Source organism: Streptomyces sp. AK010 (assembly GCF_014207295.1).
GTDB classification, from domain to species: Bacteria; Actinomycetota; Actinomycetes; order Streptomycetales; family Streptomycetaceae; genus Streptomyces; species Streptomyces massasporeus.
In genome coordinates this window covers 1-17394 of the sequence record NZ_JACHCX010000001.1, presented here as the reverse complement: position 1 = coordinate 17394, position 17394 = coordinate 1, and the positions used below count along the sequence as shown (strand labels likewise).

Genomic DNA, 17394 nt, shown 5'->3' with positions numbered 1-17394 from the left:
AACGACCGGCTCGATGACCCCGCCCGCGTCTGCCGGCGTCTGCCCGCCTCTGCCCGTCTGCGCGGCGGCCGGGCTCGATGACCCCGCCCCGCCCCGCCCGTTTCCGTCCGGCTCCGCGACGCGGCCCGTCCCCCGGGCCCTGCCGCCTCGAAGCCTCCCGCGTCACCCCCCGGCCGCCCCCACCCGCAGCCCGTCCATCACGAAGTCCAGCAGGCGGGTGGCGCGCGGCTGCCAGTCGGTGTGGGGGTCCATCGTCCACAGTCCGCCGATGACGAGGAAGAGGTCGCTCGCGGTGACCCCGGGACGGATGGTGCCGGCCTCCTCCGCGGCCCGGAGGAGGAGTTCGGCCGCGTCGGTCACGGGGGCGTGGCCCGGCTTCTCCGGCTGGCCGGGTGCGCTGGTGGCCTGGCGGATGGCGTCGGCCAGGCCCGCCTTGGTCATGGCGAACCGTGCCAGCCGGTCCATCCACTCGCGCAGCGCCCGGTCGGGCTCCCGGCTCTCCAGCAGCGCCGGGGCGGTGTCGGCGACCTGCTGCATCTCGTGCCGGTAGATCTCCAGGACGAGCGCCTCCCGGGTGGGGAAGTGGCGGTAGAAGGTGCCCTGCCCGACGCCCGCCTTCTTGGCGATCGCGCTCAGCGGGACGCCCGCCGAGCGCGTCAGTTCCTCCAGCGCGACTTCCAGGATGCGCTCGCGGTTGCGCTGCGCGTCCGAGCGCAGGGGAGCGTCCTTATTCTGCCGCACCCGCCCTCCTCCCGGGCCGTGGCCGAAACCAGCCCCTTGTTAAGCGGACAGTTGTCCGTTAAGTTTTCCGAGTAACGGACAACTGTCCGCTTGCCCATCGTATCGGCGTGCCGCGTGTGCGGACAGCCCGCGGCTGCCGTGCCCCGGGCCCGCCCGCCCCGCGTCCCGCACGGTCGCGAACCGGCATCGCCGCCCGCAGTGACCCTGCCCACCCCCGACCTCGCGATGTGAGAGAGAAGGCTTCCATGCCCCCATCGACGTCCAGCGACCTCACCCTGTCCGTCAACGGCGAGAAGTACACGCTGACCGTCGACCACCGCACCACCCTGCTCGACGCCCTGCGTGAACGACTCGACATGACGGGCACCAAGAAGGGCTGCGACCAGGGCCAGTGCGGTGCCTGCACGGTCCTGCTCGACGGCCGCCGGAGCGTGGCCTGCCTCCAGCTCGCCGTGGCCGCGGAAGGGCGCGAGATCACCACCATCGAAGGCGTGGCCGAGGGCGAGCGACTGCACCCCGTGCAGCAGGCGTTCCTCGACCTGGACGGCTTCCAGTGCGGCTACTGCACGCCGGGCCAGATCTGTTCGGCCATCGCCGTGATCGAGGAGCACGCGGCCGGCTGGCCGAGCGCCGTCACCGGCGACGTCCGGCCCGAGGCGGGACCACCACCGCTGACCCCGGAGGAGATCCGCGAGCGCATGAGCGGCAACCTGTGCCGCTGCGGCGCGTACGTGTCGATCGTCCAGGCCGTGGCCCGGGCCGCCGAGGAGAGCAACAAGGGAGCTGCGGCATGAGGGAGTTCGGCTACCAGCGGGCGTACGACGTCTCCGGCGCCGTGGCACTGCTCGACGGCGACGGCGAAGCCCGCTTCCTGTGCGGCGGCACGAACCTCGTCGACCTGATGAAGACCGGCGTCGAACGGCCCGCCCGGCTCGTCGACGTACGCGAACTGCCCCTGAACCGCGTCGAGCCGGCCGAGGACGGCGGGCTGCGCATCGGCGCCACCGTCACCAACAGCGACCTGGCCGCTCACCCCGAGGTCCGGCGCCGCTACCCGGCACTCGCGCAGGCCGTGCTGGCCGGAGCCTCCGGGCAACTGCGCAACATGGCCACCGTCGGCGGCAACCTCCTCCAGCGCACCCGCTGCGGCTACTTCGCCGACGTCACCTCCCCCTGCAACAAGCGTGATCCCGGCAGCGGCTGCCCCGCCATCACCGGAGAGCACCACAACCACGCCGTCCTGGGCGCCTCCGACCACTGCGTGGCCACCCATCCCTCCGACATGGGCGTGGCACTGGCCGCCTTCGACGCGAGCGTGTCGTACGAAACGGCCGACGGGGCGGGGGAGCTGCCGCTCGCCGACTTCTACCTGCCGGTGGGGGAGACCCCGCATCTGGAGACCGCCCTGCCGCCGGGTGCGCTCATCACCGGCGTCACCCTGCCGCCCACCGCCACAGCGGCCAACTCCCGCTACCGCAAGGTGCGCGAGCGGGCCTCGTACGCCTTCGCCATCGGCTCCGTCGCCGCCGCGCTCGACGTCCGGGACGGCCTCGTCCACGACGTGCGCCTCGCCTTCGGCGCGGTCGCCTCCCGCCCCTGGCGCGCCCGCGCGGCCGAAGGCGCCCTGACCGGCGGCCCGGCCGACGCCGAACACTTCGCGGCCGCCGCGGACGCCGAACTGGCGGCCGCCAGGCCCCTGCCCCACAACGGATACAAGGTGACCCTGATGCGCAACCTCGTCGTGGCCGTGCTGAGCGAACTCGCCGAGGAGGCCGCCCGATGACCACCGCCACCAGGGGAGCCGTCGGCACCGCGCACCCGCGCGTGGAAGGCCGCGACAAGGTCACCGGAGCGGCCCGCTACGCCGGCGAGATCCCCTTCGCGGAACTCGCCCACGGCTGGCTGGTGCTGTCCACCGTCGCCCGCGGACGCATCCGCGCCCTGGACACCGACGCCGTGCTCGCCATGCCCGGAGTGCTCACCGTGCTCCACCACCACAACGCCCCGCGTGTCGACACCGATTACACCGGCATGATGGGCACCCCACCGGACCCCACCGTCGGCCTCTTCCAGCACGACCGCGTGCCCCACATGGGCTGGCCGGTGGCCCTGGTCGTCGCCGAGACCTCCGAGCAGGCCAGGGAGGCCGCCGAAGCCCTCGTGGTGCACTACGACCGGGAGCCGCACGACGTCGCGTTCTCCGCCGGGCGCGAGGCCGAGGCGTACGCGCTCGACGGGCACATGCCGGCCGTGGTGGAGAAGGGCGACCTGGAGGCCGGACTCGCCGCGTCCGCCGTGGTGGTGGACGCCGAGTACACCACCCCGGAGGAGCACCACAACCCGATGGAGCCGCACGCGGCGGCGGCCCGGTGGGACGGCGGCCGCCTGGAGGTCGTCGACTCCAACCAGGGCACCGGCTGGGTCGCCGGCGAGCTCGCGAGCCTGTTCTCCCTCGACCCGGCTTCGGTGCGGGTCCGGTCCGAGCACGTGGGCGGCGGCTTCGGCAGCAAGGGCGTTCGCGTGCACCAGGTGGCCGCGGTGATGGCGGCGACCGTGCTGCAGCGCCCGGTCCGGGTCGTCATGACCCGCCGGCAGATGTTCTCCCTCGCCGGTCACCGCAGCCCCACCGCCCAGCGGGTCAGGCTCGGCGCCGACGCGGACGGACGGCTGCTCGCGCTGGAGCACCGGTCACTGAACCAGACCTCGACCGTCCACGACTTCGTCGAGCCGAGCGCGGCGTCGAGCCGGTCGATGTACGCCGCCGACGCCCATCACACGGCCAGCCGGCTCGTGAAACTCGACGTCCCCACCCCGACCTGGATGCGCGCCCCGGGCGAGGCGTCGGGCTCGTTCGCGCTGGAGTCGGCACTCGACGAGCTCGCGGAGCGGTGCGGCATCGACCCGATCGAGCTGCGGGTCCGCAACGAACCCGAGGTGGGCCCCGTGTCCGGGCTGCCGTTCGGCAGCCGCAACCTCATCCCCTGCTTCCGGGAAGGCGCCCGCAGGTTCGGCTGGGACGGGCGGGACCCGCGGCCCGGCGTGCGCCGGGACGGCCGCTGGCTCCTCGGCACGGGCACCGCCGCCGCCTCTTTCCCCACCCTGGCCATGCCGTCCACGGCGGCCCTGACCGCGGAGGCCGACGGCACCTTCACCGTGCGGATCAACGCCGCGGACATCGGCACCGGCGCCCGCACCGCGCTCACGCTGATCGCCGCCGACGTCCTCAAGGTGCCCGCGGACCGTGTCCGGGTGCGGATCGGTGACAGCGACCTCGGCGCCGCGTCGATCGCCGGCGGCTCGGCCGGCACCCGCTCCTGGGGCTGGGCCGTCACGGCCGCCGCCCAGCAACTGCGCCGGAGCCTCCCGCCGGGCGCGGACATCCCGCCGGAGGGCGTCACCGTACGGTCGGACACGGCCGAAGCACTCGGCGCCCTCGCCCAGAAGGAGCGGCACGCCTTCGGCGCGCAGTTCGCCGAGGTCGCCGTCGACCCTGCCACCGGAGAGGTCCGGGTGCGCCGCATGCTGGGCATCTTCGCGGCGGGCCGGATCGTCAACCCGCTCACCGCCCGCAACCAGTTCGTCGGCGCCATGATCTGGGGCATCTCCATGGCCCTGCACGAGGAAGCCGTCCGGGACCGGGCGAGCGGCGGCATCTACGGCGCCGACCTCGCCGGCTACCACGTCGCCGCGCACGCCGACATCCCGCACATCGAGGCCGACTGGGTCGACGACCCCGACCCGGACGACCCGGTCGGCATCAAGGGCATCGGCGAGGTCGGCATCGTGGGCGCGGCCGCGGCGGTCGCCAACGCGGTGTGGCACGCGACCGGCGTGCGCCACCGGGACCTGCCGATCCGCCCCGACCGTGTGCTGCTGGCGGGCGGCGATGCTTGATCTCGCAGGACCTCTGCACGAGTGGATCGAGGGGGGCCGGGACTTCGCCGTCGCCACGGTCGTCGCCGTGGGCGGCAGCGCCCCGCGTCCTCCCGGCGCCGCGCTCGCCGTCTCCGCGGACGGCACGGCCGTCGGCTCGGTCTCCGGCGGCTGTGTGGAGGGAGCGGTGTACGACCTCTGTCTTCAGGCCCTCCAGGACGGCGAGACGGTCGTCGAGCGGTTCGGCTACAGCGACGAGGACGCCTTCGCGGTGGGGCTGACCTGCGGCGGGACGATCGACGTCATGATCACCCCGTTCGCGGGCGGGCGCCCGGCCGAGAGGGCGGCGCTGGCGGCCGCCGCCCGGGCCGAGCCGGTGGCGCTGGCCCGGGTGGTGCGGGGCCCGTCCGGCCTCCTGGGGCAGGCCCTGCTGGTCCGCCCCGACGGCTCGTCCGACGGTGGCCTCGGCGGCGGCCCGCAGCTGGACCGCGCGGCGCTCGACCGGGCCGGGGCCCTGCTGGACACCGGCCGCACCGGCACGGTGGAGCTCTCCGAGGACGGGTCGCACTGCCCGGGCGGCCTCACCCTGCTCGTCGAATCGGCCGTGCCGCCGCCCCGCATGATCGTCTTCGGTGCGATCGACTTCGCGGCGGCCCTGGTACGGGCGGGTGCGTTCCTCGGCTACCACGTCACCGTGTGCGACGCGCGCCCCGTCTTCGCGACCCGGGCCCGTTTCCCGCAGGCCGACGAGATCGTCGTCGACTGGCCCGACCGCTACCTCCGGCGCACGGAGACCGACGGGCGCACGGTGCTGTGCGTGCTCACCCACGACGCGAAGTTCGACATCCCTCTGCTGACGGAGGCGCTGCGGCTGCCCGTCGCCTACATCGGCGCGATGGGCTCCCGCCGCACCCACGAGGACCGCAACCGACGGCTGCGGGAAGCGGGCGTGAGCGAGCGCGACCTGGCCAGGCTGAGATCGCCGATCGGCCTCGACCTGGGAGCCCGTACGCCCGAGGAGACGGCCGTTTCGATCGCGGCGGAGATCATCGCAGCCCGGCACGGCGGCACGGGGGCGCCGCTCACGGGTTCGGCCACACCGATCCACAGGGCCGCCCGACAGGCGCATCCGCAACCGGCCTGACGACCGTCCCGAGCCGGTCGGGTGCTTTCCCGGGGTGCTGCCCGGACGCCTGGGGGCGGTCGGGTGCCGGGTGGAGAGCCGCGTGTCCGCCTCGGGGCCGGTGCCGGTCTGGCGCGGGGGGTTGCTCGATCCTTGAGGCCGGCCAGTGCCCGGCGCGTTGCCGCCCGCCTGACTCAGCCCGTCCGGCGCTTGCCGGGGCCGCCGCAGGTCGCCCCGGGCAAGCGCCGACCCGGCTCTCGGCCCGGTCGGCGGAGACCTCCGCCGGAATGCCGAAGAGGCCGGGGCCGCCATCGCGCCATCGGCCCCGGCCCCTCCACGGGTACGAAATGACGCGGTCAGGCCGCGGCGGGCTCCGACGCGTGGCCGTGCAGGCGGGCGATGACCTCGGTCAGCTGCTCGGCGACCTCGGCGTCGTCGGCCGGGTGCGTCTCGGCGAAGCGGGTCATCGAGCCGGGGATGGACAGCTTGACGTCCTCCAGGACCTTGCCGCCGGCCACACCCACGGACTTGCGGGTCTCGTCGTGCGCCCAGACACCGCCGTACTGGCCGAACGCGGTGCCGACCACGGCGACCGGCTTGCCGTTGAGGGCACCGGCGCCGTACGGGCGGGACAGCCAGTCGATGGCGTTCTTCAGGACGGCCGGAATGGTGCCGTTGTACTCGGGGGTGAAGAGGATCAGGCCGTCGGCGGCGTTCGCGGCCTCACGCAGCCGGGCGGCGGCGGCCGGGAGGCTGCCCTCCACGTCGATGTCCTCGTTGTAGAAGGGAATCTCGGCCAGACCCTCGAACAGGTCCACCTCGGCCCCTTCTGGGGCGAGCTTGACGGCCGCCTCGGCGAGCTGGCGGTTGTGCGAACCGGCGCGAAGGCTGCCGACGAGGGCGAGGATACGAACGGACATGCTGACTCCCACATCTGAGGCACTGCTCTGATAACAGTGGTGACGATACGGACCGGGGTCCGTTTAACGTTCTAGCACCATAACCGGACCGCGGTCCAGTTTTGTTCCCGATGCTTTACGCTGGCTTCATGTCCGCCGCCCCGCCCCCCGTCCCGACGCCCCAGGAGCCCGTCGACCACCCTGAGCTGCTCCAGCTCGGCACCTTGCTGGAGGAGGACGAGCCGTGCCTGCGGGCCGACGCCGCGCGCAATCGTGCCCGGCTGCTGGAGGCCGCCGGGCGGCTGGTGGCGGAGCGCGGCGCGGAGGCCGTCACGATGGAGGCGGTGGCCGCCGAGGCCTGTGTCGGCAAGGGCACGGTCTTCCGCAGGTTCGGTGACCGCACCGGCCTGCTGACGGCGCTGCTCGACCACTCCGAGAAGAAGTTCCAGGCCGCGTTCCTCGGCGGCCCGCCGCCGCTCGGACCTGGAGCGCCGCCCGTTGAGCGGCTGCGGGCGTTCGGCTGCGCGATGCTGCGCCGCTCGACCGACGAACTCGAGCTGCAGCTGGCCGCCGAGCCCGGCGCGAGCCGCCGCTACGTCACCCCCGCCCGGCGTGTGCTGCGGCACCACATCGAGATGCTGTTGCGGCAGGCGGTCCCCGAAGCGGACTGCGAGCTCCTCTCCCACGCCCTGATGGGACAGCTCGACCCCGCCCTCGTGCACCACCTGACCAGGCAGTGCGGCATACCGCTGTCCCGCCTCGAGGTCGCGTGGACCGACCTGGTCGACCGGGTGGCGGGCGCGAGCGCCGCCCGCTGAAAGATTCCCCCTGCACCTCGTGAGCGCTCATGGGTTCGTCACAACTCCCCCGCCGCAAGGGCGCATTGGGGCTTCTGCCAAGATGCCGTACGTCATGGTGCAGATACCGAAAACGCCCGCGCCCCCGTCCCCCGCACCGTCGCGCTCCGTGCCCACGAGCGCCGATGTGGCCCGCCTGGCCGGCGTCTCGCGCGCGACCGTCTCCTACGTCCTCAACAACACCAGCGCCGTACGCATCAGCGAACCCACCCGCCGCCGTGTGCACGAGGCCGCGAGGGAACTCGGATACGTACCGCACGCCGCGGCCCGCAGTCTGCGCGCCGGGCACAGCCGGATGGTCCTCATCCCGGCGCCGACCTTCCCCGTCGGCCCGCTCTACAACCGGTTCCTCAATGACCTCCAGGGATCGCTCGGCAGCCTGGACTACACGGTCGTGCAGTACGGCACCGGCGGCCCGCACGGCGACGAAGCGGCTCGCGCCTGGGCCGAGTTGAGGCCCGTGGCCGTGCTCGTGCCCGGCTCCGGTCTCGGCCCGCGCGGAGTGGCGGTGCTCAAGCGCTCGGGAGCCCGGGCCGTGGTCACCCTCGGCCCCGAGACCATCGAGGGCGCGCACGCGCTGCTCATGGACCATGACGTCGTCGGCCACAGCGCGGGCGCCCACCTCTACGACCGCGGCCGGCGCCGGATCGGTGTCGTCGTCCCGCAGGAACCCGGCCTCGAGGCGTTCTCCGCACCCCGCCTCGACGGTGTGTGCCAGTCGGTGCGCGGCACGGACGCCACGGTGACCGAACTGCCCCTCGCCTACGACGAGCAGGCCGCGGCGCGCCTGGCCGCCCGCTGGCGCACCCTCGGCCTGGACGCCGTGTTCACCTACAACGACGAGTACGCGATGCTGTTGATGCGGGCGCTGCTGGACGAGGGCATCCGCATCCCCGAGGAGACCGCCGTGGTCGGCGCCGACGACCTGATGCTCGGGCGGCTGCTGCGGCCCCGGCTGAGCACGGTCCACCTGGAGCTGCCCTGCGGCCGTGAACTCGCCGAACTGGTCGACCGCGCGGTGCGCAAGCCCGCCTCCGAGCCCGAGACGCACAAGGTGCTGGGGGCGACGGTGCTGCACCGCGAATCGAGCTGACCCGGCGCGGCACGACCGGCAGCGCACCACCGGCCACGCATGATCGGTCGGAACGTCCGGCCGCGCACGATCGGTCGGCACGACCGGGCCGACAGGCAGCCCGGCGGCCCCGCTTTCGTGCCGAGGCATGGCTAGGATGTTGCATGCTCAACAAAACGGGGACGCGTCTCGCGCGGGCCGCGGCGCACCGCCGCGCCCGCGCGGCGGGTCCCGCCATGTGACCGCCGAACCGGCCGCGCACGTACGGCAATTGTGCCCAACCCGTCAGCCGGTGACCGATCGATCGGAGAGCCGTCATGCCGTTGCTCGACACCAGGACCTGGCAGCCCCGCCGCCTCGCGGGGGCCGGGTACACCGTCACCGAGCCCGCCACCGGCCAGCAACTCGGCACCCTCGCCCTCGCCACCCCCGAGGATGTCGGCGCCGCCTCGGGGCGGGCCGCCGCCGCCCAGCGCGACTGGGCACGCACCCCGCACTTCGCCCGAGCCGCAGTGCTCCGCAAGGCCGGCGACCTGTTCACCGAGCACGCCGCCGAACTGCGCGAATGGCTCGTCCGTGAATCGGGCTCCGTCCCCGGCAAGGCCGACTTCGAACTGCACGTCGCCGCCCAGGAGTGCTACGAGGCCGCCGCGCTCGCCTCCCGCCCGGCCGGCCAGGTCCTGCCCAGCGAGGCGCCGCGCCTGTCGTACACGCGCCGCGTCCCGGCCGGTGTGGTCGGCGTGATCGCGCCGTTCAACGCCCCGCTGATCCTGTCGATCCGCTCCGTCGCTCCGGCGCTGGCGCTGGGCAACGCGGTCCTGCTCAAGCCGGATCCGCGCACGGCCGTCTGCGGAGGGCTGTCCCTAGCCGCGGTCTTCGCCGCCGCGGGCCTGCCGGAGGACCTGCTGCACGTGCTCCCCGGCGGCGCCGACGCCGGACAGGCCCTGGTCGCCGACCCGCGCGTGCCCGTCATCTCCTTCACCGGCTCCACTGCCGCCGGACGGGCCGTGGGCGAGGCCGCGGGCCGTCACCTCAAGCGCGCCCACCTGGAACTGGGCGGCAACTCGGCCATGATCGTGCTGGAGGACGCCGACCTCGACGCGGTCATCTCCACGGCCGCCTGGGGCTCGTTCTTCCACCAGGGCCAGATCTGCATGACCACCGGACGCCATCTCGTGCACGCGTCCCTCTACGACGAGTACGTCGAGCGGCTGGCCGCCAAGGCGGACTCACTCGCCGTCGGCGACCCGCACCGCGACCAGGTCCACCTGGGCCCCATCATCGACTCGGGCCAACTCGGCAAGATCAGCGGTCTGGTCGAGGCCAGCACGGCCGCGGGTGCCAAGCTCGCCGCCGGCGGCACTCATGACCGGCTCTTCTACCGGCCGACGGTCCTCGCCCACGTGGACGACCGCACCCCCGCGTACACGGAGGAGGTCTTCGGCCCGGTGGCGCCCGTCCGCCCCTTCACCACCACCGACGAGGCGGCGGCGCTGGCCGCACAGAGCCCGTACGGCCTCTCCCTGGGCATCGTCACCAGGGACCCGGCGCGCGGTCTGGACCTCGCCGACCGCATCCCGACCGGCATCGTCCACATCAACGACCAGACGGTCAACGACGAGGCCGTGGCACCCTTCGGCGGAGTCGCCGCCTCCGGCACCGGCGCCCGCTTCGGCGGTGAGGCCAATCTGGAGGCCTTCACCGAGCTGCGCTGGACGACGGTACGCGGAGACGTCGCTCCGTACCCCTTCTAGGACCCGGCCCGACGGGCCCGGGGTCCCGGGACCCGTCACTCGGTCGGCTGCTGGGCCTGCTGCTCGGCGATCGACTTGCGCACCTCGTCCATGTCGAGGTTGCGGGCCTGCCCGATGACGTCCGTCAGGGCGGCCTCGGGCAGGGCGCCGGGCTGGGCGAACACGGCGACCTGGTCACGGACGATCATCAGCGTGGGAATGGACTGGATACCGAAGGCCGCGGCCAGCTCGGGCTGCGCCTCGGTGTCCACCTTGCCGAACACCAGGTCCGGGTTCTCCCCGGCCGCCTTCTCGTACACCGGGGCGAACTGCTTGCACGGCCCGCACCAGTCGGCCCAGAAGTCGATCAGGACGAACTCGTTGTCCGTGACCGTCTGGTCGAAGTTCTCCTTGGTGAGCTCCACGGTGCTGCTCATGGCGTAAATCCCTCTTCCTGGTGTGGGGTCGAGCCGTCGGCACAACACGGCCGACCGGACACGTATTCCGCGCCCCTACCCATGTGGCCAGGGCGCACACCACCCACCAGACTGACCCCATGACGGAAACGGAAACCAACACGTACGACGTCGTGGTGCTCGGTGCCGGGCCCGTGGGGGAGAACGTCGCCGACCGCACCCGCGCCGCCGGACTGACCACCGCGGTCGTGGAGAGCGAACTGGTCGGAGGCGAGTGCTCCTACTGGGCGTGCATGCCCAGCAAGGCCCTGCTGCGGCCGGTCATCGCCCGCGCGGACGCCCGCCGCGTCCCCGGCCTGCGCCAGTCCGTGCAGGGCCCCCTCGACGCCTCGGCGGTCCTCGCCCACCGGGACTACTACACCTCGGACTGGAAGGACGACGGTCAGGTCGGCTGGCTCGACTCCATCGGCGCCGACCTGTACCGCGGCCACGGGCGCCTCACCGGCCCCCGCACCGTGACGGTCACCGGTCCGGACGGCGGCGAACGCGTTCTGACCGCTCGCCAGGCGGTCGCCGTCTGCACCGGCAGCCGCGCCGCCCTGCCCGGCCTGCCCGGGCTCGACGCCGTCAAGCCGTGGACCAGCCGGGAGGCCACCAGCTCCAAGACCGTGCCCGGCCGGCTGATCGTGATCGGCGGCGGAGTGGTCGCCACCGAGATGGCAACGGTCTGGCAGGCCCTCGGCTCGCAGGTCACCCTGCTCGTCCGCGGCAAGGGCCTGCTGCCCCGCATGGAGCCGTTCGCCGGGGAACTGATCGCCGAGGCGCTCACGGAGGCCGGCGCGGACGTCCGTACGGGCACCTCGGTGGGATCGGTGACCCGCCAGAACGGGACGGTCGTGGCCGTCACCGGCGCGGGCGACCGCATCGAGGCCGACGAGATCCTCTTCGCCACCGGCCGCGCCCCGCGCACCGACGACATCGGGCTGGAGACGATCGGCCTCGACCCCGGCTCCTGGCTGCCGGTCGACGACAGCCTCCGAGTGGACGGCCACGACTGGCTGTACGCGGTCGGCGACGTCAACCACCGTGCCCTCCTCACCCACCAGGGCAAGTACCAGGCCCGCATCGCGGGAGCCGCCATCGCCGCCCGCGCCAACGGGGAGAACCTCGTGTCCGAGCCCTGGGGCGCCCACGCCGCGACCGCCGACCACGCCGCCGTCCCGCAGGTCGTCTTCACCGACCCGGAAGCCGCGGCCGTGGGCCTGTCCCTGGCCGAGGCGGAACACGCGGGGCACCGGGTGAAGGCCGTCGACGTGGACCTGTCCACCGTCTCCGGGGCCGGGCTGTACGCCGACGGCTACCAGGGCCGCGCCCGCATGATCGTCGACCTCGAGGCCGAGATCCTGCGCGGTGTCACCCTCGTCGGGCCCGGAGTCGGCGAACTCATCCACTCCGCGACCATCGCGGTGGCCGGCCAGGTCCCGATCAGCCGTCTGTGGCACGCCGTCCCCTCGTACCCCACGATCAGCGAGGTGTGGCTGCGGCTGCTGGAGGCCTACCGCGACGCCTGACCCGAGGCTCGTCCGGCGCCCCGCGCCGCACGGCCCCGGCCGGGATCACCGGTGCGCGGGCGCCACCAGTTCCCGGTAGCCGTCGGCAGGACACGCCGCGACGGCGGCCGGGTGGAGGACGCACGGGTGGCGTGGGAGTGGGTCCTCGGCTAGGAAATTCGGGGCGTAGACATGCGGTCACGGTAACGGACGCGCCGCCGCGGGCGCCTCCGAATTTCGGCGGGGCGGCTCCGCTCGCTACGGCAGCCCGAAGCCGAGCGCCCGCGCCGCCTCCTGCGGTGTCGGCTGGGTCCAGCGCTCCGCCATCGCCAGATTGGACGACAGGGAACGCGGCTGGGAGCGGTCCCGGTACAGGACGCCGTCGAGATGACATCTGGGGTACGCCTCAGCATGTCGCTGACGTTGTTGACGATGCCTGCATACACGACGGCGGGGGTCAGAACGGTCCCGTTTCCGGTGTAGTTCGCTCATGCCGGTGACGTCGCTGACGGTGATGTTCAATGAGCGATGAATGCGCCAATGGTCCCGGTATGGCAGCACGGCAACGGGTGGTGGCAGGTGAGGAAATCACTCACATCGTCCTCGACCAGCACTGGCGGGTGATCGAGCCGGTCGAACAGTTTCTGGAGTACCTGCGGCAGGAGCGGTATTCGCCACACACGGTCCGCAGCTACGCCGGTGGTCTGGCGGTGTGGTGGACGCTGTTGGAGGCTCGCAGCCAGGACTGGCGGCAGGTCGGCGTCGATGACCTGGTGCGCTTGGTGCAGCGTCTGCGTAATCGGGGTACCGATCCGACGGTCGTCGCGCTCAGGCCGGACAAGCCGGTGCCGGCCAGTACTGTCGGCACCGTCCTGACGGCGGTGATGAGCTTCTACCGCTACCACGCGATCGTCAGCGATGTCCCGGCGGCCCGCTCGTTCTACGTGCACGTCAAGGGCGGCACGATGGAGGCCCGCGGCCAGTACGCGTCCTTCCTCGGCCACCTCGGTGGAGGCCACGAGCGGCGGGTGGTCGGCCGCCGCCGGGGCCCGCACACACCGCCGCCGTTCCTGACCCCACGGCAGATCACCGTCATCAAGAACGACGCGGCCCGGCTCGACGACGGCATCTGGTGCGGTGACGTACGCTTCCGGCTTCTGTGGACCCTGCTGGAGGAAACCGGCCTGCGGCTTGCCGAGGCCCTTCTGCTCTGGCACCGCGACTGGCAGCCGGGCACCGGCACCACCGCCTTCGTCGAGGTTCAGCCCCGTGAGGATCAGCGCCGGCGGCTGCGGGTGAAGAACCAGCAGTACCGACGACTCTACGTCAGCGATCAACTCGACGGCCTCTACGGCGAGTATCTCTTCCAACTGGCCGAGCAGGGCATCGAGTTCGGCGATGATGACCCGGTCTTCATCAACCTCTACCGCGGCGAAGTCGGGCGGCCCTGCGGCCGGAGAGCGTCTACGACTGGATCGACGGCTTCAAGCGGCGGCTCGGCCCGCAGCACGCCGTGCTCTTCCGCTACGGCGAGAAGCCGGTGGGTCCCAAGGCCCCGGCGCCCGAGCTGATCCTCAGCGATGCCGTGATCAGCCGCATCGCCGAGCACAGCGAGCTGATCGCCCGCCCCGGTCGACGAAGGAGGGATCGGAGACGAGCAACTCCTGCGCATCCTCGGCCTGCTCATCCGCACCGGCCGACGGCTCAACGAGGTCGCCATGCTCGACTTCGATCCCCTCATCGCCATCCCGTTCGCCGACCCCGACGGGCACGTCGCCCGGCTCCGCTACCAGCAGACAAAGATCGACACCGGGGACGCGACGATTCTCGTCGACCAGGAGGTCGTCGACCTGATCCGTCAACAGCAGGAGTACGCACGGAAGTTCATGGTCGAGCAGGGCCGCACGGGCGTCGAACCGAAGTACCTGTTCCTCGCCAAGAAGCAGAACCGCAACGGGGACCGCCCCTACAGCGACCGAACCGGCCGGCCGCGGTTGACCAAGTTCGCGAGGACGATCGACCTGCGCGACGAGGGGGGCAAACCGGTCGTCATCTCCCGCACCCATACCTTCCGTCACACCAAGGCGACCAACCTGCTCAACGCGGGCGTCCCGCTCCACGTCGCCATGCGTTACATGGGACACAAGTCCCCGCAGATGTTCCTCCACTACGCACGAACCCTCGCCCAGACCGCGGAGCGCGAGTTCCTGCGCTACAGGAAGATCACCGCCGATGGACGCGACCACACCCAGGACCCGCGCGAGATGTTCGAGTCGATCGCCCTGGACAAACGCACCGACCCGGTTCTTCCCCACGGCTGGTGCCTGTTGCCGCCCCGCCAGCACTGCCAGAAGGGAAACGCCTGCCTGACCTGCACGAAGTTCGTCACCGATGAGTCTCATGAGGCGACGCTGGTTCAGCAGCGCCAGGAGACCCGCGAGCTCATCGAACGTCGGCAGCAGGCCCACCTCGCCCGCTACGGCGAGCCGATGGGCGACGACAACGTATGGCTGCGCGGCCGCTGCGAAGAGGCCGCCGCCCTCGACGCAGTCCTGCTGGCCATCGACCACGTCCGCCACAACGACGGCACGTTCACCCCCGTTCGCGGCGCCGGCGCCCCGCAGCAGCGAGAAGGAGACGATGATGCCTGACCGCCGCGTCCAGGCCCTCGCCGCCGCGACCCGGAACCGAAGAGAGCGAGCGGAGAAGGCAGTTGAGCAAGCCCTTCGCCGCGCACGTTCCACCACGGGGCCGGTGACCATCGCCGGGATCGCCGCCGACGCAGGCGTATCCACCGACTTCATCCACAAACACACCGTAGTCCGCCCCCAGATCGAGGCCCTGCGCCGGTCACGAGCAGGTACAGCCGCGGCCCCCGATCAACCGGCCGATGCCGACGCGGCCGAGAGCACTCTCATCCGACGCCTCACCCAGCCACTGGCCCAGGTCCGCAAGGAACACCGCGAGCAGATCGCCGAGCTGCGAACCGCGCTGGAGACCGCCCACGGCGAGCTCCTCGTCCTGCGCCGCCAGCTCGCAGACGGACAGTGACACCGGTGCGGGCGCTGCGCATCCCCGTGAACGGTCCGGCCACGGTGGTGGACCTGGACGACGACCACGGCCCTCGGTTCTTGGACTCCCTGGGGCGCAATCGGCGCCGACTGCGTCGAAGGCATTGCCACCGCCGACCGGTGGACCGTCTGGCTGGGGCAGGGCTCCTCGGCTACCCCAGCCCCTCCATCAGACAGCCACACTGGTCGCCCGCGAGTACAGCGTCCCGTTCAACCTCCGCGGAACCGTCGTCATCGTCGGCACCGACAGGCTCACCGGCGCCTCACGTGGGCTGTCACCCGAAATCCTCCGTTGCAGAATCACCGACGATTGACGTGAGTGAGACGGGGCCGCACGGGGTCGCCGACCGGTTCAGGAAGCGAACCGCTCGTGCATGAGGAGTTTCATTTGCTGTCCGCCAGCAGCAGCGTCCACTGGCCTCGTGCGCTACGTTACCGAGGTCAAATACCGGGCCCGCGTGGCGGCCCCTCGTGCCGGGCAAGCTGCGGGGCCATGCGACTTGGTCGGTGGCCCTGGCTTCCTGATGCTTGGAGGGCGTCGCCTTCCGGAACGGACGATTCAGCTCCAGCTCTGTGAGATCCTGGGCCACTGGCTGTAAGGCACCGGGCGGCCCGTGAACGCGTCCAGGAGAATGCGGTTGCCGACCGCCCGGTTCAGCTTCACCGTCACCCTTTCTCCGCGCATCTCGCCAGTGCAGTTACTGTCCTTGGCTCCGGCGGCGGATGCGGACAGCACCACGCTCCCGCTCGACTCGAGCGCGTTCACGGCGGGGCCGTCGTCGCAGGACCCGTGGGTGGCTACGACGGTAACGGAGCGGCCATCCTCCGCCACCTTGACCAGCCCGCCAAGCTGCGTGAGCACGTCGGTGGGTACCTCCTGCCCCACCGGCTTGATCGGCGGCTGGGGGAGCTTTGACGGGCTGACGGCGGCCCGCTTGAGCGGTGTGTCGTAGCCCTCCAGGGCGAACAACCAGGCCGGTACCGTCGCCGGGCCGCGGCTGGTGAGCACGGTCATTTCTCCCAGCCTCGCTCCGGTCACCGTCAGGCGCGGTCCGGGGCTGCTGTCGCGGTCCAGAGCCTTGTACGCCTTCTGGGCTTCCATGAGGTGCATGGTGAGCGAGCCGCCGCTCTCCCACGTCACCTTGCCGTCCTTGTGTGGGGCGGCGGGAAGATCTCCATGCAGGTCGAAGTTCCCGGTTTCGTAGGCTCGCTTGTCGGTTTCGTTGCGGAGGCCGTTCTCCGGCAGTTGGACCACTTCCCCCATCGGGTAGTAGCCCCTATGCCACTTCTCGGCGGCCTCGGAGCCGTCCCAGGCGTCTGCGACCTGGCGGGCGCGTGCCCCCATCTGCGGCGCCGATTCCGTGACGCGTGCCTGCGCACTGCGGCTGTCGGCCTGCTCGTTGTCACAGCCGACGATGGCAGTGGCTCCCACGGCGCACAGAGCGAGTGCGGCGATGAAAGGGGCGGTACGCATGGAGTTCGTACGCATGGGTCTCCCAAGGGCTGAGGGGGCAAGCTACGTAGTGGAGCAGCGGAGGTCTCGCCGTTCCTGCGACGCGTCGGCCCTCGGCCGGGTTCGATCCGCTTCGTTGCCTAGTCGAGTTTGTTGTCGCATCGTGACCAGGCATCCTGGATGTTGGCAAGCTGCGCCGGGCGGACCTGTACCGGACAGCGCAGGTGCAGGTCCGCGCTAACCCGCTGTGGACCATCGCACGGTGACTACGCCCGAGGACTTGGGTGGCCTTGGGGCTCAGACCAGGATCGGTCGTCTCCACCCCGGAAGGAACGGAGGTATCGGCCTAGCCCTCGACAGAGCGATCAGCGCGCGGTCGGTCGGGGTTCAGTAGACAGAGAGGGTTCAGTAGACAGAGAGATGGTGGTCGACGAGTACGTCCTGCACGGGGTGGTAAAAGGACACCCGGTCGGGTTGAGCATCCGTGTCGCCGCAGGCGGAATCGGCTTAGTACTCCAGTGCGGTTTCGTGATCTATCCAGCGGGTTCGTCGGTGGACCGTCGTTGGTAGTGGCTGCGTCGGGCTGTTGCCTGGTGGCGTCTGCGC

15 protein-coding genes and 1 pseudogene are annotated in these 17394 nt (G+C 71.9%); 11 read left to right on the top strand and 5 right to left on the bottom strand.

All coding sequences use genetic code 11. From position 1 onward, the window contains the following. Positions 1–162 precede the first annotated feature (162 nt). Positions 163–741 (bottom strand): TetR/AcrR family transcriptional regulator, encoded by a 579-nt coding sequence (locus tag HDC93_RS00075; protein ID WP_185005921.1) that lies wholly within the window; start codon positions 739–741, stop codon positions 163–165. A 245-nt stretch (positions 742–986) separates the two neighbouring features. Between HDC93_RS00075 and HDC93_RS00070 the strand changes: the two genes are divergently transcribed. Genes HDC93_RS00070 through HDC93_RS00055 form a run of 4 tightly spaced genes read left to right on the top strand, consistent with a single transcriptional unit; the run spans position 987 to position 5758 of the window. Further along, complete coding sequence (locus HDC93_RS00070) at positions 987–1535, top strand: (2Fe-2S)-binding protein (protein WP_185005919.1); 549 nt, start codon at positions 987–989, stop codon at positions 1533–1535. Then, positions 1532–2524 carry a xanthine dehydrogenase family protein subunit M gene (locus tag HDC93_RS00065; RefSeq protein ID WP_185005917.1) on the top strand — a complete coding sequence of 331 codons (993 nt, stop codon included), beginning with the start codon at positions 1532–1534 and terminating at the stop codon, positions 2522–2524. The genes HDC93_RS00070 and HDC93_RS00065 overlap by 4 nt, the downstream gene beginning before the upstream one ends. Next, positions 2521–4635 (top strand): xanthine dehydrogenase family protein molybdopterin-binding subunit, encoded by a 2115-nt coding sequence (locus HDC93_RS00060; RefSeq protein ID WP_185005915.1) that lies wholly within the window; start codon positions 2521–2523, stop codon positions 4633–4635. The genes HDC93_RS00065 and HDC93_RS00060 overlap by 4 nt, the downstream gene beginning before the upstream one ends. Beyond that, positions 4628–5758: an XdhC family protein gene (locus HDC93_RS00055; RefSeq protein WP_185005913.1), complete on the top strand. Its 1131-nt coding sequence runs from the start codon at positions 4628–4630 to the stop codon at positions 5756–5758. The genes HDC93_RS00060 and HDC93_RS00055 overlap by 8 nt, the downstream gene beginning before the upstream one ends. Before the next feature lie 335 nt (positions 5759–6093). Here HDC93_RS00055 and HDC93_RS00050 read toward each other — a convergent pair whose 3' ends face one another. Then, positions 6094–6657, bottom strand: a complete 564-nt coding sequence (locus tag HDC93_RS00050) for an NAD(P)H-dependent oxidoreductase (RefSeq protein WP_185005911.1) — start codon at positions 6655–6657, stop codon at positions 6094–6096. Positions 6658–6785: 128 nt separating this feature from the next. Here HDC93_RS00050 and HDC93_RS00045 point away from each other — a divergent pair, with 128 nt between their 5' ends. The 3 genes from HDC93_RS00045 (at position 6786) to HDC93_RS00035 (ending at position 10319) form a co-directional block, all read left to right on the top strand. Further along, positions 6786–7454, top strand: coding sequence for a TetR/AcrR family transcriptional regulator (locus HDC93_RS00045; RefSeq protein ID WP_185005909.1), 669 nt, complete (start codon positions 6786–6788; stop codon positions 7452–7454). 82 nt (positions 7455–7536) lie between these two features. Next, positions 7537–8586: a LacI family DNA-binding transcriptional regulator gene (locus tag HDC93_RS00040; protein ID WP_398983226.1), complete on the top strand. Its 1050-nt coding sequence runs from the start codon at positions 7537–7539 to the stop codon at positions 8584–8586. A gap of 296 nt (positions 8587–8882) precedes the next feature. After that, positions 8883–10319 (top strand): benzaldehyde dehydrogenase, encoded by a 1437-nt coding sequence (locus HDC93_RS00035; RefSeq protein WP_185005905.1) that lies wholly within the window; start codon positions 8883–8885, stop codon positions 10317–10319. Between the two features lie 35 nt (positions 10320–10354). On the opposite strand, the gene trxA is transcribed toward HDC93_RS00035, so the two are convergent. After that, complete coding sequence (trxA, locus tag HDC93_RS00030) at positions 10355–10735, bottom strand: thioredoxin (RefSeq protein WP_031103862.1); 381 nt, start codon at positions 10733–10735, stop codon at positions 10355–10357. A gap of 119 nt (positions 10736–10854) precedes the next feature. On the opposite strand from trxA, the gene HDC93_RS00025 reads away from it, so the two are divergent. Then, positions 10855–12285 carry an NAD(P)/FAD-dependent oxidoreductase gene (locus HDC93_RS00025; RefSeq protein WP_185005903.1) on the top strand — a complete coding sequence of 477 codons (1431 nt, stop codon included), beginning with the start codon at positions 10855–10857 and terminating at the stop codon, positions 12283–12285. Between the two features lie 237 nt (positions 12286–12522). Here the strand turns inward: HDC93_RS00025 and HDC93_RS37950 are convergent. After that, positions 12523–12654 (bottom strand): annotated as a pseudogene (locus HDC93_RS37950) (peptide deformylase); the annotation flags it as partial. 131 nt (positions 12655–12785) lie between these two features. Between HDC93_RS37950 and HDC93_RS00020 the strand changes: the two are divergent. The 3 genes from HDC93_RS00020 (at position 12786) to HDC93_RS00010 (ending at position 15315) form a co-directional block, all read left to right on the top strand. Continuing rightward, positions 12786–13835, top strand: coding sequence for a site-specific integrase (locus HDC93_RS00020; RefSeq protein ID WP_185005901.1), 1050 nt, complete (start codon positions 12786–12788; stop codon positions 13833–13835). Positions 13836–13910: 75 nt separating this feature from the next. Further along, complete coding sequence (locus tag HDC93_RS00015; RefSeq protein WP_185006884.1) at positions 13911–14915, top strand: site-specific integrase; 1005 nt, start codon at positions 13911–13913, stop codon at positions 14913–14915. Positions 14916–15018: 103 nt separating this feature from the next. Then, positions 15019–15315 (top strand): hypothetical protein, encoded by a 297-nt coding sequence (locus HDC93_RS00010; protein ID WP_185005899.1) that lies wholly within the window; start codon positions 15019–15021, stop codon positions 15313–15315. Positions 15316–15894: 579 nt separating this feature from the next. Here the strand turns inward: HDC93_RS00010 and HDC93_RS00005 are convergent. After that, positions 15895–16824 (bottom strand): hypothetical protein, encoded by a 930-nt coding sequence (locus HDC93_RS00005; RefSeq protein ID WP_185005897.1) that lies wholly within the window; start codon positions 16822–16824, stop codon positions 15895–15897. Positions 16825–17394 lie beyond the last annotated feature (570 nt).